Source organism: Paenibacillus sp. FSL M8-0212, assembly GCF_038004645.1.
Taxonomy (GTDB): Bacteria; Bacillota; Bacilli; order Paenibacillales; family Paenibacillaceae; genus Paenibacillus.
Map to the genome: position 1 here is coordinate 1,804,880 of NZ_JBBORP010000001.1, position 25,342 is coordinate 1,830,221.

General features: G+C 47.7%; 24 protein-coding genes, 3 rRNA genes and 1 riboswitch. Of the genes, 5 read left to right on the forward strand and 22 right to left on the reverse strand.

Translation table 11 applies throughout. The features are described 5' to 3' along the window. Nucleotides 1-57: 57 nt before the first annotated feature. From MKX68_RS07950 to MKX68_RS07995, 10 genes are all read right to left on the reverse strand, one after another. Entirely contained in the window at nucleotides 58-411 is a 354-nt protein-coding gene (locus MKX68_RS07950) for a FlxA-like family protein (RefSeq protein ID WP_340910655.1), read from the reverse strand. 273 nt (nucleotides 412-684) lie between these two features. Next, nucleotides 685-801 (reverse strand): 5S ribosomal RNA (rrf, locus tag MKX68_RS07955). 74 nt (nucleotides 802-875) lie between these two features. Next, a 23S ribosomal RNA gene (locus MKX68_RS07960) occupies nucleotides 876-3,801 on the reverse strand. A gap of 305 nt (nucleotides 3,802-4,106) precedes the next feature. Beyond that, nucleotides 4,107-5,659 (reverse strand): 16S ribosomal RNA (locus tag MKX68_RS07965). The 16S, 23S and 5S rRNA genes sit together here, the layout of an rRNA operon. Before the next feature lie 539 nt (nucleotides 5,660-6,198). Then, on the reverse strand, nucleotides 6,199-7,419 hold the full coding sequence (locus tag MKX68_RS07970) for a TraB/GumN family protein (RefSeq protein ID WP_340910656.1): 1,221 nt from the start codon (nucleotides 7,417-7,419) through the stop codon (nucleotides 6,199-6,201). Nucleotides 7,420-7,566: 147 nt separating this feature from the next. Continuing rightward, the gene (locus MKX68_RS07975; RefSeq protein ID WP_340910658.1) at nucleotides 7,567-8,862 is read right to left on the reverse strand and encodes an ABC transporter permease; all 1,296 of its coding nucleotides are present in this window, start codon (nucleotides 8,860-8,862) and stop codon (nucleotides 7,567-7,569) included. Next, nucleotides 8,855-9,757, reverse strand: a complete 903-nt coding sequence (locus MKX68_RS07980; RefSeq protein WP_338594826.1) for an ABC transporter ATP-binding protein — start codon at nucleotides 9,755-9,757, stop codon at nucleotides 8,855-8,857. The genes MKX68_RS07975 and MKX68_RS07980 overlap by 8 nt, the downstream gene beginning before the upstream one ends. Before the next feature lie 20 nt (nucleotides 9,758-9,777). Further along, nucleotides 9,778-10,674 (reverse strand): ABC transporter ATP-binding protein, encoded by an 897-nt coding sequence (locus MKX68_RS07985; RefSeq protein WP_338707686.1) that lies wholly within the window; start codon nucleotides 10,672-10,674, stop codon nucleotides 9,778-9,780. 15 nt (nucleotides 10,675-10,689) lie between these two features. Continuing rightward, nucleotides 10,690-11,079 carry a GntR family transcriptional regulator gene (locus MKX68_RS07990; RefSeq protein WP_091038380.1) on the reverse strand — a complete coding sequence of 130 codons (390 nt, stop codon included), beginning with the start codon at nucleotides 11,077-11,079 and terminating at the stop codon, nucleotides 10,690-10,692. 89 nt (nucleotides 11,080-11,168) lie between these two features. Next, nucleotides 11,169-11,882, reverse strand: a complete 714-nt coding sequence (locus MKX68_RS07995) for a hypothetical protein (RefSeq protein ID WP_338590593.1) — start codon at nucleotides 11,880-11,882, stop codon at nucleotides 11,169-11,171. Between the two features lie 200 nt (nucleotides 11,883-12,082). Between MKX68_RS07995 and MKX68_RS08000 the strand changes: the two genes are divergently transcribed. Next, nucleotides 12,083-12,412: a hypothetical protein gene (locus MKX68_RS08000; RefSeq protein ID WP_340910663.1), complete on the forward strand. Its 330-nt coding sequence runs from the start codon at nucleotides 12,083-12,085 to the stop codon at nucleotides 12,410-12,412. A 110-nt stretch (nucleotides 12,413-12,522) separates the two neighbouring features. Here MKX68_RS08000 and MKX68_RS08005 read toward each other — a convergent pair whose 3' ends face one another. The 9 genes from MKX68_RS08005 to MKX68_RS08045 form a co-directional block, all read right to left on the reverse strand. Further along, entirely contained in the window at nucleotides 12,523-12,894 is a 372-nt protein-coding gene (locus tag MKX68_RS08005; protein ID WP_074093350.1) for a hypothetical protein, read from the reverse strand. Nucleotides 12,895-13,036: 142 nt separating this feature from the next. Further along, nucleotides 13,037-13,501 (reverse strand): DUF420 domain-containing protein, encoded by a 465-nt coding sequence (locus MKX68_RS08010; RefSeq protein WP_036613174.1) that lies wholly within the window; start codon nucleotides 13,499-13,501, stop codon nucleotides 13,037-13,039. A 35-nt stretch (nucleotides 13,502-13,536) separates the two neighbouring features. After that, nucleotides 13,537-14,460 (reverse strand): cytochrome c oxidase assembly factor CtaG, encoded by a 924-nt coding sequence (gene ctaG / locus MKX68_RS08015; RefSeq protein WP_338590585.1) that lies wholly within the window; start codon nucleotides 14,458-14,460, stop codon nucleotides 13,537-13,539. A gap of 108 nt (nucleotides 14,461-14,568) precedes the next feature. Further along, entirely contained in the window at nucleotides 14,569-14,889 is a 321-nt protein-coding gene (locus tag MKX68_RS08020; RefSeq protein ID WP_036613178.1) for a cytochrome C oxidase subunit IV family protein, read from the reverse strand. Between the two features lie 3 nt (nucleotides 14,890-14,892). Continuing rightward, a complete protein-coding gene (locus MKX68_RS08025; RefSeq protein ID WP_047840264.1) occupies nucleotides 14,893-15,519 on the reverse strand; it encodes a cytochrome c oxidase subunit 3 in 627 nt (208 codons plus the stop codon). After that, the gene (ctaD, locus tag MKX68_RS08030) at nucleotides 15,516-17,366 is read right to left on the reverse strand and encodes a cytochrome c oxidase subunit I (protein ID WP_445671112.1); all 1,851 of its coding nucleotides are present in this window, start codon (nucleotides 17,364-17,366) and stop codon (nucleotides 15,516-15,518) included. Before ctaD ends, MKX68_RS08025 begins: the two co-directional genes overlap by 4 nt. A gap of 71 nt (nucleotides 17,367-17,437) precedes the next feature. Further along, nucleotides 17,438-18,490: a cytochrome c oxidase subunit II gene (gene coxB / locus MKX68_RS08035; protein ID WP_047840266.1), complete on the reverse strand. Its 1,053-nt coding sequence runs from the start codon at nucleotides 18,488-18,490 to the stop codon at nucleotides 17,438-17,440. 565 nt (nucleotides 18,491-19,055) lie between these two features. Then, the gene (gene map, locus MKX68_RS08040; protein WP_340910670.1) at nucleotides 19,056-19,817 is read right to left on the reverse strand and encodes a type I methionyl aminopeptidase; all 762 of its coding nucleotides are present in this window, start codon (nucleotides 19,815-19,817) and stop codon (nucleotides 19,056-19,058) included. A 133-nt stretch (nucleotides 19,818-19,950) separates the two neighbouring features. After that, on the reverse strand, nucleotides 19,951-20,139 hold the full coding sequence (locus tag MKX68_RS08045) for a hypothetical protein (protein ID WP_017690840.1): 189 nt from the start codon (nucleotides 20,137-20,139) through the stop codon (nucleotides 19,951-19,953). A gap of 399 nt (nucleotides 20,140-20,538) precedes the next feature. Between MKX68_RS08045 and MKX68_RS08050 the strand changes: the two genes are divergently transcribed. Both MKX68_RS08050 and MKX68_RS08055 read left to right on the forward strand, forming a co-directional pair. After that, nucleotides 20,539-20,814 carry a transposase gene (locus tag MKX68_RS08050; protein ID WP_338590579.1) on the forward strand — a complete coding sequence of 92 codons (276 nt, stop codon included), beginning with the start codon at nucleotides 20,539-20,541 and terminating at the stop codon, nucleotides 20,812-20,814. Nucleotides 20,815-21,009: 195 nt separating this feature from the next. Continuing rightward, nucleotides 21,010-21,348 carry a DUF4870 domain-containing protein gene (locus MKX68_RS08055; RefSeq protein WP_340910672.1) on the forward strand — a complete coding sequence of 113 codons (339 nt, stop codon included), beginning with the start codon at nucleotides 21,010-21,012 and terminating at the stop codon, nucleotides 21,346-21,348. 291 nt (nucleotides 21,349-21,639) lie between these two features. On the opposite strand, the gene MKX68_RS08060 is transcribed toward MKX68_RS08055, so the two are convergent. Further along, nucleotides 21,640-23,001, reverse strand: coding sequence for a nucleobase:cation symporter-2 family protein (locus tag MKX68_RS08060; RefSeq protein WP_289391047.1), 1,362 nt, complete (start codon nucleotides 22,999-23,001; stop codon nucleotides 21,640-21,642). A 1-nt stretch (nucleotide 23,002) separates the two neighbouring features. Further along, entirely contained in the window at nucleotides 23,003-23,590 is a 588-nt protein-coding gene (locus MKX68_RS08065) for a xanthine phosphoribosyltransferase (RefSeq protein ID WP_036613196.1), read from the reverse strand. Between the two features lie 57 nt (nucleotides 23,591-23,647). Between MKX68_RS08065 and MKX68_RS08070 the strand changes: the two genes are divergently transcribed. Then, nucleotides 23,648-23,794 carry a hypothetical protein gene (locus MKX68_RS08070; RefSeq protein WP_340910674.1) on the forward strand — a complete coding sequence of 49 codons (147 nt, stop codon included), beginning with the start codon at nucleotides 23,648-23,650 and terminating at the stop codon, nucleotides 23,792-23,794. Nucleotides 23,795-23,890: 96 nt separating this feature from the next. Beyond that, nucleotides 23,891-23,990, reverse strand: a riboswitch (purine riboswitch). Between the two features lie 271 nt (nucleotides 23,991-24,261). Further along, nucleotides 24,262-24,756, forward strand: coding sequence for a large conductance mechanosensitive channel protein MscL (gene mscL / locus MKX68_RS08075; protein ID WP_249913043.1), 495 nt, complete (start codon nucleotides 24,262-24,264; stop codon nucleotides 24,754-24,756). A 241-nt stretch (nucleotides 24,757-24,997) separates the two neighbouring features. Here the strand turns inward: mscL and MKX68_RS08080 are convergent, their stop codons facing one another. Beyond that, nucleotides 24,998-25,300: a hypothetical protein gene (locus MKX68_RS08080; protein WP_017690846.1), complete on the reverse strand. Its 303-nt coding sequence runs from the start codon at nucleotides 25,298-25,300 to the stop codon at nucleotides 24,998-25,000. Nucleotides 25,301-25,342 lie beyond the last annotated feature (42 nt).

Genomic DNA, 25,342 nt, shown 5'->3' on the forward strand with positions numbered 1-25,342 from the left:
CCCTGCACGATCAATATAGATCGGTCAGGGCTTGGTTTTATCCTAAATTAGATGTCATTATATGCGTATATCAAATCGGCCATTACTATCTGTTGTTGCGTTTGCAATCTCCTTAGGGGTAGCTACGCCCTTTCCATTGGATGGAGGTTGGGCAGGTGGTGCCTCCTTCGTACCAGTTGTACCGGCTCCTTGAGAGCTTTGCTGTGCAATCTGTGCCTCAATCTGCTTGATCTGCTGCTCAAGCTGTTTGGTCTTTGTCTCCTTAATCTGTTCATCGTCCTTGCTGGATTGCACTTTCTCCAGTTGTGCTTCGAGCTTCGTCTTTTGTTTCTCCAAGCTACTTGAATTGTCCGAGCTCGAAGATGTCGATATGTAAGATGTAGTGGAGCTGGCTGTAGAAGATATATTCATTATGATTCTCCTCCTCTTTACTTGGCTTCACTATACCCTATCCCACTGAAACGTACGTTAAATTCAACTGAAAGGTTGCTGAACGAGCTAAGAGTCAGAAGTTGATCAGATGGAAGTATGTATATCAGCATTAATCCGTAGTCCAATTATTAATACAGAGAGACTTCATATAAATGAAATATTAATGCTGTCTTATCTATATAGTTAGTGCTTCTCGGTAGAAAATAGTAACACAAAAAGACACACTCGATATCATCAAGTGTGTCTTCTGTTGCTTGGCGGCGTCCTACTCTCCCAGGACCCTGCGGTCCAAGTACCATCGGCGCTAGAGGGCTTAACGGTCGTGTTCGGGATGGGTACGTGTGGAACCCCTCCGCCATCGCCACCAAACGCGTAGCTTACATTTCAGAGATCGTTCTCTGAAAACTAGATTCGAAACGAAACACGCGAATTACAACTTGCTATTGGATAAGCCCTCGACCGATTAGTACTGGTCAGCTCCATGCATTGCTGCACTTCCACCCCCAGCCTATCTACCTCGTCGTCTTCAAGGGGTCTTACATACTGGGAAATCTCATCTTGAGGGGGGCTTCACGCTTAGATGCTTTCAGCGTTTATCCCGTCCGTACATAGCTACCCAGCGGTGCTCCTGGCGGAACAACTGGTACACCAGCGGTACGTCCATCCCGGTCCTCTCGTACTAAGGACAGCTCCTCTCAAATTTCCTACGCCCACGACAGATAGGGACCGAACTGTCTCACGACGTTCTGAACCCAGCTCGCGTACCGCTTTAATGGGCGAACAGCCCAACCCTTGGGACCTACTTCAGCCCCAGGATGCGATGAGCCGACATCGAGGTGCCAAACCTCCCCGTCGATGTGGACTCTTGGGGGAGATAAGCCTGTTATCCCCAGGGTAGCTTTTATCCGTTGAGCGATGGCCCTTCCATGCGGTACCACCGGATCACTAAGCCCGACTTTCGTCCCTGCTCGACTTGTAGGTCTCGCAGTCAAGCTCCCTTATGCCTTTGCACTCTTCGAATGATTTCCAACCATTCTGAGGGAACCTTTGGGCGCCTCCGTTACTCTTTAGGAGGCGACCGCCCCAGTCAAACTGCCCACCTGACACTGTCCCCGCACCGGATTACGGTACCAGGTTAGAACCTAGATACGATCAGGGTGGTATCCCAACGTTGCCTCCACGCAAGCTGGCGCTCACGTTTCAAAGGCTCCCACCTATCCTGTACAGATCGTACCCAAATTCAATATCAAGCTGCAGTAAAGCTCCATGGGGTCTTTCCGTCTTGTCGCGGGTAACCTGCATCTTCACAGGTATTAAAATTTCACCGGATCTCTCGTTGAGACAGCGCCCAAGTCGTTACGCCATTCGTGCGGGTCAGAATTTACCTGACAAGGAATTTCGCTACCTTAGGACCGTTATAGTTACGGCCGCCGTTTACTGGGGCTTCGGTTCACAGCTTCGGATTGCTCCTAACCACTCCCCTTAACCTTCCAGCACCGGGCAGGCGTCAGCCCGTATACTTCGCCTTACGGCTTCGCACAGACCTGTGTTTTTGCTAAACAGTCGCTTGGGCCTTTTCACTGCGGCCCCCTCGTGCTATTCACACTACCGGGGCACCCCTTCTCCCGAAGTTACGGGGTCATTTTGCCGAGTTCCTTAACGAGAGTTCTTCCGCGCGCCTTAGAATACTCTTCTCGCCTACCTGTGTCGGTTTGCGGTACGGGCACCTTCACCTGGCTAGAGGCTTTTCTTGGCAGTGTGAGATCATGACCTTCGCTACTACAATTTTCGCTCCCCATCACAGCTCAGCCTTACAATGTGCGGATTTGCCTACACATCAGCCTTACTGCTTAGACGGACATCCATCAGTCCGCGTCACTACCCTACTGCGTCCCCCCATTGCTCATAACGGCTTACGGTGGTACAGGAATTTCGACCTGTTGTCCTTCGACTACGCCTTTCGGCCTCGCCTTAGGTCCCGACTTACCCTGAGCGGACGAGCCTTCCTCAGGAACCCTTAGGCTTTCGGCGGATCAGATTCTCACTGATCTTTTCGTTACTCATACCGGCATTCTCACTTGTATAATGTCCAGCGCTCCTTACGGTACACCTTCAACCCTTATACAACGCTCCCCTACCCCTGATGCAAAGCATCAAGCCATAGCTTCGGTGGTGTGTTTAGCCCCGTTACATTTTCGGCGCAGAGTCACTCGACCAGTGAGCTATTACGCACTCTTTCAATGGTGGCTGCTTCTAAGCCAACATCCTGGTTGTCTGTGCAACTCCACATCCTTTCCCACTTAACACACACTTGGGGACCTTAGCTGATGGTCTGGGCTGTTTCCCTTTTGACAATGGATCTTAGCACTCACTGTCTGACTCCCGGAAGTAAGTCTATGGCATTCGGAGTTTGACTGAGCTTGGTAACCCTTGCGGGCCCCGCACCCAATCAGTGCTCTACCTCCACGACTCTGTTTTCCGAGGCTAGCCCTAAAGCTATTTCGGGGAGAACCAGCTATCTCCGAGTTCGATTGGAATTTCTCCGCTACCCCCACCTCATCCCCGCATTTTTCAACATGCGTGGGTTCGGGCCTCCAGTGCGTGTTACCGCACCTTCACCCTGGACAGGGGTAGATCACCCGGTTTCGGGTCTACGTCCACGTACTAAGTCGCCCTATTCAGACTCGCTTTCGCTGCGGCTCCGGCTCTTCACCTTAACCTTGCACGGGAACGTAACTCGCCGGTTCATTCTACAAAAGGCACGCCATCACCCCTAAAACGGGCTCTGACTTTTTGTAAGCACACGGTTTCAGGTTCTATTTCACTCCCCTTCCGGGGTGCTTTTCACCTTTCCCTCACGGTACTGCTTCACTATCGGTCGCTAGGAAGTATTTAGCCTTGGCAGATGGTCCTGCCGGATTCATACGGGGTTTCACGTGCCCCGCACTACTCGGGATCCGTCTCGGAGGGAACAGACTTTCAACTACAGGGCTTTTACCTTCTTTGGCGGGCCTTTCCAGACCTCTTCGCTTAACCGGTTCCTTTGTAACTCCATGTGAGACGTCCCACAACCCCAAAGAGCAAGCTCTCTGGTTTGGGCTTCTCCGCGTTCGCTCGCCGCTACTGACGGAATCACTATTGTTTTCTCTTCCTCAGGGTACTTAGATGTTTCAGTTCCCCTGGTATGCCTCTACACAACCTATGTATTCAGTTGTGAGTAACTGGAAATTACCCCAGCTGGGTTTCCCCATTCGGACACCCCCGGATCAAAGCTTGCTTACAGCTCCCCGAGGCAGTTTCGTTGTTCGCCACGTCCTTCATCGGCTCCTAGCGCCTAGGCATCCTCCGTGTGCTCTTAGTAGCTTAACCATATCGCTCGTGTTCGAGCTGTCACTCCGCTTGGTTTGCTTGCGCAAATCCAAAAGTCGTTCCATTTCGATCACTCGCTCATGCAATCTACCTTATAAAAACACTTCACTTGTTTACACAAGATCAGCTTAAAGGAATGTTCTAATTCGCGTTTGTTTCGTTTCGATATCTAGTTTTCAAAGAACAAGCTCCATGCAAAAGCAAGCTGTTTGAGAGTTTGAGCTCTCAAAACTGAGCAACGAGTGAGTGTTTTGTAGCTTAGCTACATATTTGAATGTTTCCACTCGGGAAACGATTCTCCATAGAAAGGAGGTGATCCAGCCGCACCTTCCGATACGGCTACCTTGTTACGACTTCACCCCAATCATCTATCCCACCTTCGGCGGCTGGCTCCTTGCGGTTACCCCACCGACTTCGGGTGTTATAAACTCTCGTGGTGTGACGGGCGGTGTGTACAAGACCCGGGAACGTATTCACCGCGGCATGCTGATCCGCGATTACTAGCAATTCCGACTTCATGCAGGCGAGTTGCAGCCTGCAATCCGAACTGAGACCGGCTTTGTTGGGATTGGCTCCATCTCGCGATTTCGCAGCCCGTTGTACCGGCCATTGTAGTACGTGTGTAGCCCAGGTCATAAGGGGCATGATGATTTGACGTCATCCCCACCTTCCTCCGGTTTGTCACCGGCAGTCTATCTAGAGTGCCCACCCGAAGTGCTGGCAACTAAATATAAGGGTTGCGCTCGTTGCGGGACTTAACCCAACATCTCACGACACGAGCTGACGACAACCATGCACCACCTGTCTTGAATGTTCCGAAGAAAAGGTACATCTCTGCACCGGTCATTCAGATGTCAAGACCTGGTAAGGTTCTTCGCGTTGCTTCGAATTAAACCACATACTCCACTGCTTGTGCGGGTCCCCGTCAATTCCTTTGAGTTTCAGTCTTGCGACCGTACTCCCCAGGCGGAGTGCTTAATGTGTTAACTTCGGCACCAAGGGTATCGAAACCCCTAACACCTAGCACTCATCGTTTACGGCGTGGACTACCAGGGTATCTAATCCTGTTTGCTCCCCACGCTTTCGCGCCTCAGCGTCAGTTACAGCCCAGAGAGTCGCCTTCGCCACTGGTGTTCCTCCACATATCTACGCATTTCACCGCTACACGTGGAATTCCACTCTCCTCTTCTGCACTCAAGTCACCCAGTTTCCAGTGCGATCCGGGGTTGAGCCCCGGGATTAAACACCAGACTTAAATGACCGCCTGCGCGCGCTTTACGCCCAATAATTCCGGACAACGCTTGCCCCCTACGTATTACCGCGGCTGCTGGCACGTAGTTAGCCGGGGCTTTCTTCTCAGGTACCGTCACCTTGAGAGCAGTTACTCTCCCAAGCGTTCTTCCCTGGCAACAGAGCTTTACGATCCGAAAACCTTCATCACTCACGCGGCATTGCTCCGTCAGGCTTTCGCCCATTGCGGAAGATTCCCTACTGCTGCCTCCCGTAGGAGTCTGGGCCGTGTCTCAGTCCCAGTGTGGCCGATCACCCTCTCAGGTCGGCTACGCATCGTCGCCTTGGTGAGCCGTTACCCCACCAACTAGCTAATGCGCCGCAGGCCCATCCCCAAGTGACAGATTGCTCCGTCTTTCCAGTTCTCTTCAGGCGAAGAAAACAACTATTCGGTATTAGCTACCGTTTCCGGTAGTTGTCCCAAACTTGAGGGCAGGTTGCCTACGTGTTACTCACCCGTCCGCCGCTAACTATCAGAGAAGCAAGCTTCTCTTCAAGTCCGCTCGACTTGCATGTATTAGGCATGCCGCCAGCGTTCGTCCTGAGCCAGGATCAAACTCTCCAATAAAGTATTGAAAAGAGCGATAAGCTCATTTTGAATCTGACGAGATTAAAAATCTCATTTGTGCTCCAGTCGATTCAAGCCAAGGCTTGTCTCAACTTTCGCGTTCATTCTGCAAGCAGAATGTTTACTCACTCGTTGTTCAGTTTTCAAAGATCAAACTTGTTTTGTTACCGAATGTCGTTCTCTTCAGCAACTCTTATATAATATCATGTCCGAACCAACTTTGCAAGTTTCTTTTTTTCAAGCTTCTTTCGAAGCTTAATTCATTTGCTTGCCGCACCGTGTATCTCGTGTTTTTTTGGGCCGGAAATAGAATATACCATGCGACACACACACTTGTAAAGAGTTAATTTCAAAACATATCAAATCCACAATCTAACCATATTAAGGGCCATGAATCTACATTGAACTCCTAGGTTCAATTCTATTATCCTACAGCTTGATCTTCTTTATTTAATCTGTCTTTCTTCTATATATAAGAAGGTAGCCCTCTCAACTCTTATATTCGAGACGAAAGGGTTACCTTCTATAGTAATCTATATTTATTTACGTTCTACTTTATATCCTTTATCCTCAAGCAGTTTCACGATGCCGTGATCGCCCAAGTAGTGTGCCGCACCAACAACAATGAAATATTCCTCACCTTTGCCGTTTTTCAAGTAACCATCGATTTTGTCCGCCATACCAATGTTACGATCAACTAACATTGCTTTGTTATATTCCTCGTTAGTGGAGAAGCTGTTTGTCAGTTCAAGCAGTTGCTCGTCATTACCCGTTTTCCACATCTCAGCCATTTCATTTACACTGTTATCCAACACGTCGAAGTTTTCGATTGTCGCTTTCAGTGTTTCCTCTTGTGTTTCTTTGGAAAAGTCGTTAAACATGCCAAGTTGAGATTGATAACTTTCCAACTCAATAACTGGAACTTTGCGCTCGATCGCTTTCTGGATGAAATACAGATCCACTCCTGCAGATGCTTCGTATCCAGCCGTTGAGGACTTCAAACTTGCGAGTGTGCTCTCCACTACCCAAGGCTTAAATGCATCCAAAGCATTAGGCTCTAGACCATTTTTCTTCAATACATCGCCCAGCTTAGTATACGTTTCACTGGAAATGTGATCTTTCAGTGTTGTGCCATCCTGATACGAACCCAGACTTAGAACCAGCTTTTGCTGCTCTTCATCAGCGGCTTTGCTAATATCAATCTCTACCCCGAGATAGTCGGCTTCCGCAAAGGCTTCTTCGAACTCCGGACGCAATGGATAGAAGCTCTCATCAGCAATATGCATTGACCCTACCAGATAGACCGTGTTGCCATTGCTTTCAACTTCCCACATGAAGCCGCGTCCACCGGTTTGAGCAGTTTCGGTTGCTCCGCCCTTGGATACCAACAGTACTGTGCGCGTTGCAGCATCCCAGCGAACTTCATAACCCGCTGCATCACCGACGATGCGGATTGGCGCATACGTTACACCGTTGATACGTGTAAGCTTGCTTTTGAGTGTAATCGTTTTGCCATCTACCACAGCCGTGATCGTATTATCTGTCGCAGTTGTTAGCTTCACATCCATAGCATCCAGCGTAGTCCGCAGTGGAACCAATGTTGTACCTTTATCCAAGATTGGTGCTCCTGTAGCATATTTCACAGCCTGGTCATTGACCTTGACGGAAGTTCCTTGTGGAGCAGCCATAGCCGGCACTGCAGATGAGAGCAAACCTGCCGAGATGGTAAGAGATAAGAGCATGCGTTTCCAATTTTTCATATTATGTAATCTCCTTTATTGAATATAGTTGCCAATCCAATTTTTAATAGAATAAACATACTTAGATACTACGGATAAAAGTGGGAATTGGTGCCACTCCACAAACGGAGCAGCACTTATCCAATCCCTTCCCTTCAAACACTCAACCTAGATCTTATAAGCCTTCATCGCTTTAAACAATTCCTTGAAGGTTGGGCGTTTACCGTACATCAGCACACCCGTGCGATAGATTTTGGCTGCAAGCCATCCGAAGATGATAATGGATACAATGAGAATTGCTAAGGACGTTAGAATCTCCCAAGTTGGCGCAACTCCTGCGCCAATTCGTACCAGAATCGCGGTCGGCGACGTGAATGGAATGAAGCTTGCGATTTTTAACAACAGAATGTTCGGCGTAGAAATACTGAAGATCGCAATATAGAAGGATACAAGCGACAACATCGTGATCGGCAGAACAGCCTGACCGAGTTCCTCAGTACGGCTTACCATTGAACCAATGGCAGCGAACAACACGGCATACAGGAAGTAACCCAGAATGTAGAATATAAGTCCGTACACAATAACTGCACTATTCACATCACTCAGACTCATATTGAAGTCACCTAATACTGCACGGTTATGCGGCAGCAAGATATTTCCGGCAACCACCGCTCCGAAGATCCCGATTTGCAGCATCCCCACCATGAATATACCGATGATTTTACCAAACATCTGACTGAGCGGTGATACACTCGTAATCAAAATCTCCATAATACGTGAACTCTTCTCAGCTGTAATCTCGGAGGCAATCATGTTACCTGTCATCATCGTTGAGGTAAACAGCAGGATGATCAGCAAGTACACCACAATATAGTTAATCGGGCTCATGGCACCTTCAGACTCAGTACCTGCTCCGCTCTCATCTGTACTCAAACTTTGCTCGGTGAGCTTCACAGGTGTTGTAATCAGTTCCTTCTGCTCCGCTGTGAGTACATCCTTCACAACCACATCCAGCTTCACACTCTGTAATGCCGCTTCAATGGATGCAATGATCTGAGGTGATACGTCTTCTGCTGAATATAGAATGGGCTGCGGGAACTCTTGCCCGGAAACAGCCTCAAACTTCAGATAACCATCGGTAAGCCCTGCTTCCACATCCGCCGCAAGAGCAGCCTCATCTTTGTCACCACTGGCAATGAATCGATAGGCCTGATCCCCTTGAGCCGCAGAGAAGCTCTCCAGTTTCTCGGAAACTTCAGGCTGCCCTGTACTCAGAAGAACAATATTTACAGGATTACTGCTTGAAGCTCCACCAATGGAACCTCCATTAAATAAGGTAATGAAATATGGAACATTAAGTCCGATTGAAATTAAAAGTGCAAGTACAATGGTCGTTACCATGAATGATTTCGTTTTAACTTTGTTTTTAAATGTAAAACCCGTAATCGTTCCCATTTTATTCATTCGACTCACCTACCTCACGAATAAAGATTTGGTTAAGCGTTGGTTCCTTCAGTTCAAAGTGTTCCACTGTCGTCTGAGTCATGGCTGTTCTCAGAATCTCTTGAGCCGCTTCCACCTGACTAATATGTATCAGGTAACCACGCTCATTCCGCTCGACTTTCGTCACACCAGACAACTGTTCGAGTCCTTCCACACTACCAATCGTACCCAGGAATACCTGTTCACGCGGATACCGGCTCTTGATCTCCTTGATCTCTCCTTGTACCACCGTGTTGGAACGATGCAGAATGGTGATCTGACGACACAACTCTTCAACGTGCTCCATACGGTGTGTTGAGAACAGAATGGCCGTGCCTTCGTCACGCAATTCTTTGACAGTGGACTTGAGTAATTCCACGTTCACAGGATCCAGACCACTGAACGCTTCATCCAGAATAAGAATCTGCGGTCTATGCACTACAGCCGCGATAAAGCCCATTTTCTGCTGATTACCTTTGGATAACTCCTCGATCTTTTTATCGTAATACTCAGGTACCTCAAACCGATTCAGCCAGTACTTGAGGCTCTGATCTGCGTCCTTACCATTCATGCCACGAAGTCGTGCCAGGTAATTAATCTGTTCGCTGACTTTCACCTTGGGGTACAATCCGCGCTCTTCCGGAAGATAACCCATAATCTGTTGCAGCTCCGTATTATAGGGTTTGCCGTTGTACAGGATATTCCCTCCATCAGGGTGAATCAGTCCGAGCACCATGCGCATTGTTGTTGTTTTACCTGCACCATTGGCTCCGAGCAATCCGTAAATCTCCCCCTCTTTTACATTGAGAGTGACTCCATTAACGGCTGTTTTGTCTGCATATTGCTTGACGACTTGCTTCAATTCCAATCGGTTCATCATTTATCGTCTCCCTTCGGTTATTTCCACTGTACGGGTGCATACCCGGCAATCCAGAATGCCAGCACTTCATCCAATTCCAAGTTACGGATTCTCAATACCCGGTTATTCGACAGTTCCAGCCTTTCCTGCGCTTCGCTGACCCGGGTTGTAATTACGCGAACCAGACTTCCCTCTTCTATAGAAGATTCCACAACACCGGGGATACTCTCTGGCCTTAAGTCTCCTTCATACCAGACTTCCTTCCACTGATCGAGCACCATATCTTTCTCGGCCATCCCCAGTGACTGACCACGGTGCATCAATACGATGTAATCCGCCAGCCTTTTGACTTCATCCGCGATATGTGTTGCAATCAGAATCGTGGTGTCTCCCCCCGCCATGAAGGTACGGAACTGCTCAACCATCACTTTCCAGGCAAAGGGGTCCAATCCTGATGAAGGCTCATCCAAAAGCAATAATCTTGGGCGAGCTGCAATTGCAGCTGCAATCTCAAATTTTCGCCGCTCTCCCTTGGACATCTTGTTCAGCTTCACATCAACAGGTACTTCCATATCCTGAATCAGTTGGTCGAACAACTTCATATCCCAACGTGGGTACCAGTACGCCCGGAAATGGGCTGCTTCCTGTGCTGTTATCCGGTTCTCTTCTGAACCAGCGTTATCTGCCACAAAACCAATCTGTTGTCTCAGTTCAATGGGAAGTGGCCCATCATGTTCCTGACCAAACCATATAATCTGCCCAGCATCTGGCAGCACCACTTGCTGCAGCATGTTAAGAAGGGTGCTTTTGCCTGAACCGTTGTGACCGAGAATAGCCACTATATACCCTTCCGGGATGGTCAGATCAATTGGGCCAATAACTCTACGTTTTCGCATTTTGGATACGCCGTTCAACTGGATTGCTATCGGTTCCACGTATGAATCACTCCCTTACTTCGCGTAAATAGCCTTCAGGACTTCCCGGAACAGGCTCTCCATCTCTTCTTCCGTACAGCCTACCGATTTCCCGGACTGCACCGCTGCTTGCATCGCTTCCTGTGCGGCCTTTAATCTATAATTTTCTCTGTCGCCGGCTTCTACCTGGGCCACAAATGTACCTGTCCCCTGCTTCGTACGAAGCAAGCCTTCATTCTCCAGATCCTGATAGACCCGTCTAACCGTAATAACACTGCAATTCAGTGCTCCGGCGAACTCACGAATGGACGGCAAATGTGTTCCCTCCCCCAACTGACCCGTAATAATTAACGATCTTAACTGATTTTCAATTTGGTGGTATAAAGGTTCAGCGCTATTTTCATTAATTTGAATGGGTATTTTCACATCTTGCACCTCGCCCTCCGGTACACTCCAGTCTGTTACCTGACCGTGCCGGTTTCATCCTGTATTCGTACATAAGCTCAATTCTCATTTTAATTCAAATCCCGTTGAACCAGCTTCTTCAGCGTCAAGCGACTAAACAGCCACAGTCCCGCTACGCCAGCCACCAGAGAAATCCACATGATCGGGGAAAGTAGCCCCCATGATTTACTTCCATCCATTACAATCCGTAATCCGTAACTGCCTGACATTCGAATCAGTATGGATATGCCAATGGCGATGGGTATAAAAAGCGTACTGAGAAGCAAGTATTTCTTACCACTGTTCAGAAACTCTCCGTAAATATACAATCCTGTTACCAAAAGGCCATAACCTGTACAGGTAAGGCTAAAGGCCAGATACTGATCCCATCGGAATCCTTCGGCATGAAAGTTAACCACGTATAACGATCCGTAGAAAAAGATTCCATTGTACGTAAACGCCATCAGAGACTGCTGTAGCCTGGACCACATCACCACTTGTTCAGGGATGGGAATTCTACGATAGTAGGCCAGCATCTGCGTATAAGAATCCTCCTGTATGTAACGGAAGGAGCGCCTGCAGAACATAAACCCTTGAAATGGCAACATGATCAAAAAGAAGGCATCCACCACTGGATTAATGATATCTGTCTGTTGTTGTCCTAAAAACATCACACCGCTCATGCCGCCAGTGTATATCATGAATAATGCAGACCATAGCCATTGGAGCTTATCCTTACTCATCTGGCTGCGGGTCAACCACCACGCCTGCTTCCATTCGTTCATATGCCTGCCCGCCTTTCACCTGTCATTCACTCATATTGCTTACTGTGTTTACTGTATATATCAATATACACAGTATACAGACCTATTTCTCATCCCGTCAACCCCTAATTTTCCTTAATCAGGAAGAAGGGATGGGACGCAGTACGAATTTACGTTAAAATAAATTATAGTAACAAATCAAAGAAAGGAAGGTTACAGCTATGGATTGGCTGGTAGAGATCGGATTTGTCCTACTTTTCCTTATCGTCGTAATATGGTTGGTCCTTCGGGACGAGCCTCATCGTCATTCTGCCAAAAAAGGGAGACACCGCATCCGTCGTAACAACGGTTATACCGACTCTGCTTCGGGATATCCGGTCATTACAGGAGATGACTCCTACGATCGACATTCCAGACACACACCGGATCACAAACATCATGAGTCGGATTATTCATCAGACACACATTCTCATCACAACAGCGATAGTGGTAGCAGCAGCGACAGTGGTGGGGATAGTGGCGGCGGCGACATTGGGGGTGGCGGGGATTAAACATCTTTTCCCAATCACAAAAGAAGGGCTGTACCCGTTATTGTGTAAACACAATTCGGGTACAGCCCTTTGCCGCTCTCTAGCACCTGTTAGAAGAAGAGGCCTTACGATTAAACGAGGTTATAGCCACTAGGCAGACTGCGGTTGGCGCGGATCGCACGAATCTCGGCCAGAGTCAACCGCTGATTCGTAGAGATCAGGGATTCCACGTCATTGCCACGGATCAGATCATCCAAATCTCTCAAGTTGGTGTTGCCACGGAAGACACGGAATCCACCTTGAAAGTTAGGACGCGTAAACACAACCAGCGTTGCATTCGAACTTGTTGAGAAAAAGCGTAGGCTCTCCACCCCATCCAAAATATTGTCCAGGTTGCGGAGCCCCGTATTGCCACGATAAATGCGGCTTCTCCCTCTGTAGTTCTCTTCAGAATACACCGTGAGACGTGGATACGTTTGACTGACATTGACTGTTTTTTTCATTTACTTTCCCCCTCTCAAACTCATTCTATGAATGAATGAGAAAGGGAGCGTGGACGAATCGTCTACTAGATTCGTCTATTTTCATAGTTTCAGAAGGTCATAGTGACACACGCCTAAGTAGCCAGAGGTTATACCTATACTTTTATACGCCGAGGATAACTTCCCATACCGGACGTGTATGACCACCAGGATATAAGAGATATAGAAGAACATACACAACAACACCTGTTAGCGCTGATCCGAACCAGATCATGGACGTGAACTTGCCCCAGCGGCGATGTGTTCCGAACTTCTTTTTGAACCCCAGGACCAGTGTGGAGATGCCGAATATCGCTGCCACGGTAGCGAGGATAATATGAAAGATCAGAAATATCCGATAAAAGATCTCCAGATCCGGGTCCCCGCCCCAAGCCGTATTACCCACGAACACCGTTCGCGACATATAGATCACAAAGAAGATTAGAGCTGCAATCGCACCTGCTACCATGGCGGACTGATGAGCCTCACGTTTACCCCGAATAATCAGTACCCATCCAATCCCCACCAGTACTGCACTAATCACAATGAAAGAAGTACTGATCGTGGGTAGCCAAAAATACATATCCATCGTGTGTTCCCCCTCTTGTCAGAACATTGACTTAATTATTTGGCAGCCGGATTGAGCGGCCCCCCTGCGCCCCCTGCAGGATACGAATCATCGTCGTCTTCCTGCTTCTCTTTCCGATACCATTGGAAAAAGACATAAGCCAGCATGGAGGCGAAGATCCCTTCCTGAATAAACTTCATTACAATGCCACCAACCTGCTGATCTTCCTTCGCGGAAGACAGAAAGTTGAAGAAGGCTGGCCCACCGAAGGAGCGAAGTAAAGCCGTAGAATCTCCAGACACACAATACCGCATGGCTTCAGCCCATACTGCCGGGTTGCTGTACGTCTGATACAACGGCTCTGATGCAAAGATAATCAAGCCACAGGCAGGCGTGAGCAATACCATATTCAGAAAAATAAAACCAATCTTGGATAACCCCGACGCTTGTCTACCCTCTGGCAACGGATTCAGCAATGTCCACCACATGAGCATCGAGGTGATGAACAGTGCAATATAATACAACCGGTGAACGGTAAAATTCAGCATGACATAATCATGTACAATCGGTAGGTGATACAGCGAGAAAAGCCCGTTAAAGATCACAGCCGCAACGATCGGATGAGCCAGGAACGATAGCTGGCGTGTTGGCAACCAGCGTACGATTCTGCGCCATACCCAGATCGGCAAACCTTTCATCATAAGCGGCGGCGCTACCAGATAGGATAACGCCATGCTCACCATGTGGAAGCTAAACATTACATGACCAAGCAGATTAAATGGGCCAGCTTGAGCCAGATACAGGACAAACAACCCTGTAATAAACATGATTTTCTGTGCAACAGTCGCAGATTCTGCATCCTTTATTTGCTCGCTTAACGGTCCCACAAGCACCAGATAAGCCGCAGCAATGATCAGAAATAAAGCCAATATAAGCGGACTCCATAAGTCGTTGAAGCTAAAATATTGCAACCCGAGCATACGGGAAACCTCCCCGTGACCTGATTTGGTTGTTGCCTTCATTACTTTGTGAAGATTCATTCGCCAAAAAGGGGAAAAGACGGCGGCAATGCGCCGCCGCCATCTCTTTTACCACCAGACCCAATAGAGTGCCATAATGATGCACGTAAAGGCTACGAAAAAGCCAAAGGCCATGAACAGAATCGGCATCAAGTGCCCTTTGTCCTTCAAGTGCATCCAATAACCCAATTGAACGAATACTTGAAGAATAGCCATGACGAGCAAAATAATAATGATAAAGGTTGTGTTGACCCCTCCGGCAGAAGCAGCCGCAAACGCAATCAGCGTGAGAATAATGGAGAAGATAAACACCACGACGTGTTTCTGTGGCCCTTCCGTCCGGTGACGGTGTTTCACAGGCTGTTGATCTGTCTTATCCTGTGCCGACATGTGCTACCCCACCTTTCCGAGCAGGTACACGACCGTAAAGATGAACACCCAGACCACGTCAATAAAGTGCCAGTACATTGCGGAGACGTATACTTTAGGTGCGGTTACGACCGTCAATCCTTTTTTGAACAGCTGACCGATAATGATTCCGATCCACACAATACCAAAAGCAACGTGGGCTCCGTGGAACCCGACCAGTGTATAGAATGCTGAACTGAATGCACTCGTGGTCATGCCAAACTCTTTATGTTTCACATACTCGTAGAACTCGTAAATTTCCAGTGCGAGAAATCCCATACCCAGCACTACCGTGATGCCAAGCCACAACGCCAGTGCATCTCGCTTGCCCTTATGCATGGCCTGAATCGCAAATACACTCGTCAGACTACTGACCAGGAGAATGAACGTTGCAGCGGCCACAAGTGGCAGGTGGAACAGTTCATTCGCCGTAGGTCCATCATTGGTTTGGCCACGAAGAGCCAGGAAGGTAGCAAAGAGTGTACCGAACAGTACCGTCTCGCCGCCAAGGAACAACCAGAAGGCGATAAGTTTGTTACGGCCTTCCAGCGTTGCTTTCTCCGGTTCATGCGGCAATTTGTCGTTCACCGGTTCGGCATGTGAGGTTGTCATGTTCTAGCCCCCTTCTCATCCTGATCCTCCGGTTCAATATGCCAGCCATGATCATCATAAAGTGAACGAAGTGCCATTGCGCCAAATGTGATTACGAGACCGATAATAACTACAATATAATTGTTAAAAATGACATTCATAAATGCATTACCAAATTCGTCCTTGCTGAACATCAAGCCAAGTCCGGCGATAAAGATACCTACTGACATTACAAACGGCAACGGTGTTGCTGAAGGCATATGAATCGAACCTACAGGTTCTGCCGGTGTCATCTCCGTATGTCCTGCCATTTTTTCCTTCCAATATGCATCAATTCCGCGTACCAGCGGCGTCTGCTTGAAGTTATATTCCGGCGGCGGAGATGGAATAGACCATTCCAGTGTACGGCCGTCTTCCCACGGATCGTTTGGCGCGCCAGCCGGTTTTCTCGTTGTGATCACGATATTCACGAGGAACATGATAACCCCAACACCCATTAGAAACGCACCGACGGAGCTGACCAGATTGAGCAGGTCAAAGTCCTGATTCGGCAGGTATGTAACGATCCGGCGCTGCATCCCCATCAGACCGAGGAAATGCTGTACAAAGAACGTTAATTGGAAACCGATCATAAATGTCCAGAACGTCCATTTGCCCAGTGTTTCGCTGAGAATACGTCCGAACATCTTCGGCCACCAGTAATGCAGTCCCGAGAACAAGCCGAGCACCAGTCCCCCTACAATAACGTAGTGGAAGTGGGCTACAACAAAGTACGTATCATGGAACTGGAAGTCTGCCGGAGCAGATGCCAGCATGACGCCTGTAACACCACCCATAACGAAGGTTGGAACAAATCCAACAGCAAACAGGTTTGCCGCTGTAAAGCGGATCTGTCCACCCCACATCGTAAAGAGCCAGTTAAAGATTTTGATCCCGGTAGGTACAGCAATCAACATCGTGGAGATGGAGAAAAGCACGTTGGCTACATTACCCAGACCTGTTGTAAACATATGATGCGCCCATACCATGAAGCCCAGGAAGGCAATCAGGATGGTGGCAAATACCATGGAGCTGTATCCAAACAACCGTTTACGCGAGAAGGTCGGAATAACCTCCGAAATAATCCCAAATGCGGGCAAAATCAGAATGTATACTTCCGGGTGCCCGAAGATCCAGAAGATGTGCTGCCAGAGTACGGGGTTACCGCCACCTGCGACATCGAAGAAATTCGCTCCCAGTATACGGTCAAACGTCAAAAGTACAAGCCCTACCGTGATGGCAGGAAAAGCAAAAAGGATAATGGCAGATGTAATAAATGTCGTCCATGTAAACATCGGCATCCGCATGTAGGACATGCCTGGAGCACGCATTGTAATAATCGTTGCGAGAAAGTTAATGCCCCCGATGAGCGTTCCCAGACCCGCGATCTGAAGGCCGATGGTGTAGAAATCCACACCATGCGTTCCACTGTACTCACTGCCCGAAAGCGGCGTATATGAGGTCCAGCCCGCATCCGGTGCTCCGCCCATAACCCAGCTCAGGTTAAGCAACAATCCACCAAACAGGAAAGTCCAGAAACCCAGCGCGTTAAGAAACGGGAAAGCAACGTCCCGTGCCCCGATCTGCAAAGGCACGACAGCATTCATAATGGCAAAAATAAGTGGCATGACACCAAGGAAAATCATTGTTGTTCCATGCATTGTAATCAATTCGTTGAAGACCTGTGCCGATACAAAATCATTCATAGGCTTCATCAGTTGAATCCGAATCAAAATGGCTTCAATGCCGCCGATTCCAAAGAAAAATCCACCCGCAACCAAATAGAGAATGGCGATTTTTTTGTGATCGACGGTGGTGATCCAATCCATCAAGCCCCTGTACCTCTTGACGCTATGCGCATGAGCCAAGGTTGTGTACCCCCTTCTTCGTCCTTGCTGTTCTATTCATAGTCCAATTTGTAGTTGGCCAGATATTCGGCAATTCCGTCGATTTCTTCATCCGTCAACCCAAGATCTTTGGGATTCGGCATGGTATTGCCCGGCTTCACGGATTGTGGATCATGGAGCCATTCTTTCATGTTATCCAGTACCGGGCTACCTTCTTCCTGTCCCTCACGAGAATTCAGCAAAATGCCTGCGACAGATTCCTTGCCGCCGATTCCCGTCAGGTTAGGTGCAACCGGTCCACCTTGATCACCAACAGCGTGGCAAGAAAGGCAGTTTGTTTTGAACTTTTCGGCCAATTGAGTGTCTTCAGGAAGGACTGCGGGTGCTTTCATCTGGTTCACCCATCTGTCAAAGGATTCCTGACTCACTGCTTTTACCTTAAACTCCATGAAAGCATGCGATCTGCCACATAATTCGGCACATTTACCGCGGTAAACGCCTTCATTCGGTGCAGAGAAACTGAACTTGTTAAGTGTTCCATCCGGGTTTGTGTCCATTTTGCCCGCAAGTGACGGCACCCAGAAGGAGTGAAGCACGTCAGCGGTTTTTAATTCGAATGCGATTTTTGTTCCGGTCGGGATGATGAGATCTTGAGCGGTGGTTACGTCATATTGAGGATAAGTGAATTCCCACCAGTACTGATGCGAGGTGACTTGGACCTTAAGTGCGTTTTTGTCATTGGACAGATCTTCGCCTTGGGCAAAAATCGTTTGGACCGTCGGTACTGCCAGAACAATAACCAGCAATAACGGAATGGCTGTCCATATTACTTCCAGCTTGAAATTACCTTCAACCTGTTCGGGCATCTCAGTCTGCCCGGCTCGTCTACGAAACCGGATCAGAACATAGGCCGCTATGGCGAATACAATGATGAGCACCACGATCATAATCGCGATGGATAACTTCATCAGATCATATTGGCCTTGCGCTACAGGACCCTGAGGTTTCATTACCGACAAGTCTTCCCGCCCGCATGCGGATAGCAGCAAAGAGAACACCGCCAGCAAGGGGAGAATTCGCTTTGCAACCTGCCACTGTTTCATCATTGATCTACCCCACTTTTTTACGTTTTCGTAGATTACCGTTGTCGTTCGGTAGAAAGGCAACAAAAGGTACGTTTCAGCACGATACGCATAATCCTCTTCATCATACAGAACGCTTACAAAAATAACGCTTCCAGTACTCCCGTGATTTCCTGCTCAGGGCATGTCTGCGCATTCTTCCAATTCATTCTATATGCTTCAATCACTTATTAAATATAAGTTGAGGGTATGATTTTGTCAATCTTTGGACACATGTTCACAAATTGTTCACTTTATGTAAAAAACCGCTCTACAACTTGATTTGCAAACGATTTCAGTTAAAAGTATTACACTCTACATTTGAAAATTTTTGCCAAATTTCGGTGATAAATCTCGATTTATTGGCGATTTTTCTCACATTGAAAACATGTGCTATTATGCAAAAGAAAGATCAGAATTTATGGAATACCTCTTCCATATCCATTCCAAAGACATGCCTATCGCTCCATACCGCTATTTTCAAGCTCAAAACAGCATGGAGCATTTCGGAGAAAGTTCAACTCAGGTCCTCTTCTTCACTGAATTCATCTCACGTGCCATCGGTCAGAATCAAGGGGCCATTCCCAGTAATCGCAACCGTATGCTCATATTGGACCCCCCAGCTGCCATCTACGGTCCTTACCGTCCATCCATCTTCATCCCACACAACGGCCCCGGAACTGCCTTTTGTAAAAATCGGTTCAATCGTAATAACCATACCCTCGGTAAGCATCGTGCCCGTTCTGCGTTTGCCATAAGGCAGAACATTTGGAGGTTCATGAATATATTGACCAATCCCATGACCAATGAGAGGCTTCACAATTCCGTACCGATACAATCTGGCTGTTCGTTCAATGGCACTTCCAATATCTCCGAGTGTATTCCCTGGGACTGCCTGGGCAATCGCCCGCTCAAGTGCCTTCTCCGTGCGTCTCATCAGCTTGCGAATGGATCTGCTTGTTTCACCAATTCCATATGTCCAGGCCGAGTCAGCAAGCCAGCCGTCTTTGTTCACCACCATATCGATGGTCACTACATCCCCGCTCGCCAGCTCCTCTTCCCCTGGAAATCCGTGGCAGACCACTTCATTAACAGAGGCACACGTCGCGTACGGATATCCTTTATACCCTTTTTGCTCCGGTGTGGCTCCTCGTGCTGCCAGAAACTCTTCCACCCGCTCATTAATCGCTGCTGTCGTGATACCGGGGATCATCGACTGCTCAATATGCTGGTGACAACTTCGCAAAATTCGTCCAGCTTCCCGCATGTAGCCAATCTCTTCTTTGGTTTTCAAAATAGGGTCCACATGCATTCATCCTTCCCGCTGTAGGTGTACTCCCATATATATGCAGCAGGAACGCAAAAAAAACCGCCTGCCGGAGCTTATCGCCCGGGAGACGGTTCTATTCATTATCGGAACAGTATAATCAGAGTTGTGTGTTGTTTCAGGACACGGAAGAATCCATCTTGACAAGCTCATGCTCAACCACAGAAGTCAATTCTTCCTCGTATCCACCCGTAATCCGGTATTTTCTCACGTACTCCTTCACGAATTTTTTTGGATCTTTAGGACGGAAAATCCGAGTCATTTCCCTCAAACTTTCTTTGACCTCATTGTGACCTTTCGTTGCCATTGTAATTCCCTCCCAAAACGTTGAAAGTGAATGCTCCGTTTAGAGAATGCCGAATAAGTCTTAAATGCCATCCATGAAGTTGTGTGCGCGGCTTAAAGCAAGCTTTAGGTCGGGAACCTCGCTAGAAAGCAAGTACCTGACACTATAAATACCCGATATGATTCGGAATGAATCATAATCTTATTGTAGCATATTCGGAAGTATCTTACGACTTGACGATTTCCTCTAATAAATATAACGGTTTTCATGCCCAAAAAGTTTAATTCCGAATCATATGTTAAGATTGCCACCATTCTATACGGAATTAATATATCCAGCATAACACTGAACTATTCGGGGGATATTATCACGGACAACCCATACAGTTAAATTACTGGTATCCAAAGGAGGCGCCGTTTCATGGAACGCAAAGAACAGGATATGCTGCCCCTCTCACATGAAAAGGTGGAAGTCGACGGAGTATATATCAACGAAGCCGGACGTGAGGAACATTTGCACCGCGGGCAACACTTCCCGGCTGATCCCGTTCTCGGCAAGTCAGAATGGAAACTGACCGAATATGCATATGATAATCATCACGAAGGACGAACCGATGAGCGGTTGGTTCCCAAAGAAAACGACACCGATAAAATGGGCAAGATTACAAACCCTCGCAGACAGATCGAGGGCGGATAACGATTTCGTTCGTGCAACGTATTAATCGTAAACGAAAACAGGGGCAGAGCAGGCTGTGCAATGGCTTGCTCTGCCCCTGTTTGCTTTTTCCTATGTGTTGAATCCCCATCCGTTCAAAGGCAAATCAATTCATCGGTTCAGTTCTGTCCATCTCTCTCATAACCTATTTAAAAAGGACAAAGGAGGCTGGACCGGATGTCCCCCATGAAATCGTCTAGCGGTCTGGATGAAAATATTACCGGTATGCTTTGTTATCTGTTTACCTTTATAGGCGGGATTGTCTTTCTCGCTGTGGAGAAGCGGAGTCGGTTCGTGTTATTTCATGCGCTGCAATCTGTAACGGTCTTTGGCATCATTATGGTCGGGCATGTATTATCGGCTTTCCTTCCGTTGTTCGGACCACTGGTGGCATCGCTGTTGTCCCTGCTTGGTGTAGTGGTCTGGCTTATCATGGTCGTTACCAGCCTGCAGGGGAAATGGCTAAAACTGCCGTGGGTTGGCGATTTTGCGGAGAAACAGATGCGACATCTGTAACTTTAGGAAGACATGATCCAAAAAAAAAAAAAGACGATCCATCCCCTTTCAAACGGGGGTGGATCGTCTTTTGATTATATGTCCCACTTCAACGGATCTTCGGTATTTCACATGTAAAGATGACTTGTTCATGTGGTTGAACATTCACAGCATAAATGATGTATGTCATAAACCATTCATGCTGTATATCATCATGATTAACCTGATTCATTATTCATCTTGTGAATCGTCTATTCATAACAGTTAACATAACCATACTGCTGGATAATAATCCTGGCCTAATTCGGCTAATTAAGCTGACTTGCCCGTCTCTCCAAGGATGGCATCTGCCTGTTGTTCAGCCATCTTGGCGGCTGTTTCCTTGGTACCCAGACCATTGAACAGCAGGTTCATGAAGATCGCCGTGAAACTGCCTGCAATGATACCATTACCGAGCATAATCTGAGCCCAGGCCGGTGCACCTGCGAACAACTCAGGCACAACGGTAACACCCAGGCCCATACCTACAGAACAAGCGATGACAAACAGATTCTCATGTCGGTTCAGATCAACCTGACTGCCGATAATCCGAATGCCTGATGATACCACCATGCCAAACAAGGCCACCATGGCGCCGCCAAGTACTGCCCCTGGAACGAGCTGTGCGAGGGCTGCAATTTTTGGTACAAATCCAATGACCACCAGGATTCCACCAGCCACAACAATGACATCACGTGTCTTCACACGTGTCATCTGTACCAGTCCTACATTTTGCGAATACGTTGTATACGGGAACGAGTTAAAAATACCACCCAACACAATGGCCAGACCCTCTGCGCGATAACCGCGGGCCAGATCCTTGGAGGACAGGTCCTTGTCCAGGATTTTGCCCAGAGCCATAAATACACCTGTGGACTCGGCCACGCTGACAATCGCCACCAGGATCATCGTCAGGATCGGTACAATCTCAAACGTAGGTCTGCCGAAGTAAAACGGCTGAACAACGTGGAACCAACTTGCATCGCGAATAGGGGCAAAGTTCACTTCACCCATAAACCCTGCTGCCACTGTACCTACCAGCAGACCAATCAGTACCGAGATGGAACGGATAAAACCTGTAGTGAATCGAGTCATTAAAATGATAAAGAGCAGCACGCCGAAACCGAGTAACAAGTTCACTCCGCTGCCAAAATCTTCTGACCCCTGACCGCCGCCCAGATCGTGGAAAGCAACCGGAATCAAGGTTAAACCGATGATCGTAACCACCGAACCCGTAACCACTGGCGGAAAGAGCCGAATAAGCTTCCCGAAGATTCCGGAGAATATCAATACGAAAAGCCCTGAAGCAATAATTGCTCCGTAAATGGCAGATACCCCACTGTTCATCCCGATTAGGATCATCGGAGACACAGCCTGGAATGCACAGCCGAGCATGACAGGCAGCCCTACGCCGAAATATTTATTTCCCCATACCTGAAGCAGTGTAGCCACACCACATGCGAGCAGGTCAATGGCAATCAGATAGGTTAGTTGTTCCTGTGTAAAACCCAATGCGTTACTAACGATCAATGGGACAACGACGGCTCCTGCATACATAGCAAGCACGTGCTGTAGTCCGAGGGAGAACGTTTTGATTGGATGCCGATGCCGTTGAAAAATACGTTCGCGTGCCATATTAGTTCGTGCCCTCCTCGTCCGCAAATGTAACCTGTCCATCCGACAGTGCCCCGATGCGAACCAGCGATTCCACACGGTATCCCGCTTCTTTCAGCAAGCGACCTCCCGGCTGGAATGCTTTTTCAATAACAATACCGATACCCACCACTTCTGCTCCAACTTGCTCCACAATGCGAGCCAGACCAAATGCTGCTTCACCATTCGCCAGAAAATCATCAATGATCAGCACGCGATCACCAGGCTTCATGAACTTCTTGGCAACAGTAATTTCATTGGTCTCCTGCTTCGTGAAGGAGTAGACCTTCTCTACCAGAATGTCTTCCGTCAGTGTGAGCGACTTCTGCTTCCGTGCAAAGATCAGCGGCACGTTCAGCTCCAACGCGGTCATGATGCCCGGTGCGATCCCTGACGACTCAATTGTCAGCACTCGTGTGATATTCTCACCTTCAAAGCGGCGAATGAATTCTTTACCTACTTCCTTCATCAGAACCGGGTCCATCTGGTGGTTCAGGAATGAATCCACTTTGAGTACTTGCTCGGACAGGACGATACCTTCCTGTCTTACCTTGTCTTTTAACAATTGCATTGTAATTCTTCCCCCTGAATGCCCTCCGCACAGAATCCCACATGCTCTTCCAATCACATGGTAAAAAAGCAAAAAGCCCGCCTTTTCACACGCTACGGAATAACCGGAGACGGGAAAGACGGACTTGTACGTATATGGACAAGCCGTATGGATGCTGCAAGTGTGCTGGATGGACAGAATGACAGAAGTTCAATCCTGTTGTGAGAAACCTCAAACAGTGTAATCAGAAACAGATAAAAGCCACTTGAACCTGCTCTTCAGTCAAACTGTCTGAGAATGATCTCATGCCAACCATACAAAACATTGCAACATCTTTCCCGTAGTCCGATCATTCCGGTGATCGGGTAGAGACATGCAGGCCTATTCCTGCACATATACGAGTAACGGCATATTTAATTTTTTGGCTCCATGATTCGTTACAATGTATGATCGCGAACCTGAATGTAAATGGTTAAACATAACTGACAATGTTAGAAGTATACCGAATCGGCGGCGTGAAATAAAGAAGTATTTTCATGGAAGTTGCGGAAACTTGTCTTAATTTGCAAACAGGGGGTGATTGGAATCTGTTTTTTATGTACAATATGAGAACGGAAGCGCGGATCTGAACGGAGAATGGATGGAAACGCGACCTATATTTTGAATCGAATGATCAAAGGAGATATGCACACATGAAAGGCGTACTTAAAGAATTCAAGGAATTTGCCGTCCGCGGCAACGTCATCGATCTGGCGGTCGGTGTCATTATTGGGGCTGCTTTTGGTAAAATCGTCACGTCCCTTGTGAATGATATCATCATGCCTCCAGTTGGAAAACTGCTGGGTGGAATTGACTTCAGTCAGAAAATCATCAACCTGGATAGAGACATGAAAACAGCAAACGGACAGGAAATCACCACCCTCGCTCAAGCCAACGAAGCTGGGGCTACCGTGATTGCTTATGGTCAGTTCATCAACGTCATGATTGATTTTCTTATCGTTGCGTTCTGTATCTTCATGCTTGTGAAGGGCATCAACTATCTGAAAAGCAAAGAACACAAAAAGCCCGAGCCGCAAAAAACGACCAAGGCTTGCAAGTATTGCCTATCGGAAATTCCAGCCGCAGCTACCCGCTGCTCGCACTGCACTTCAGAGCTCGAAGCAGAAGGAACCGGCGCTCTAGCATAATTACAATGAACGTTTAAAGACGCACCGAGTTGAATTACGGATATAAATCCTGATGCGGGGGACAACCTCTTACTTGCTAGGGTTTATGTATGAAAAGCTAGCCATATGGGCTTCATTAAAAATGGTTGCGTAGCTTAAAGGTTTGAAGGTTCCACCGTAAAGGTGGGGCCTTTTTTTGTGCCTAACATACATGTGTTACACGTGCTCCCCCATGAATGTCATTTGCAGCCATGCTCATGAACTAGAAACGGCGTGGCAGCAAATGCTCCAGAATCGACTTCAGATCCTTATCTTCTTTGTAAACTTCTTCCCCGGTATCCAGTTCTGTCACACGAATATATTCAAAGTTTGCCGAAGCATCCACTGGCTTGAACAACAATTGGGCCTCATCTTCCAAACGTACATTAAATCCCATATCCTTAAACATGCTGCTTAACTGACTGTTAGCCGGTTCCTGACCTTGCCCTACAAATATAAGTCCTCTAAGACTTTTACGTTCCTGAGGTTGCGGATAAATCACCTGAAAGTGTACAATGCATTCCATACGATCGTTCCCCTTTCGTTTAAAACATACTTTGTGAAATTT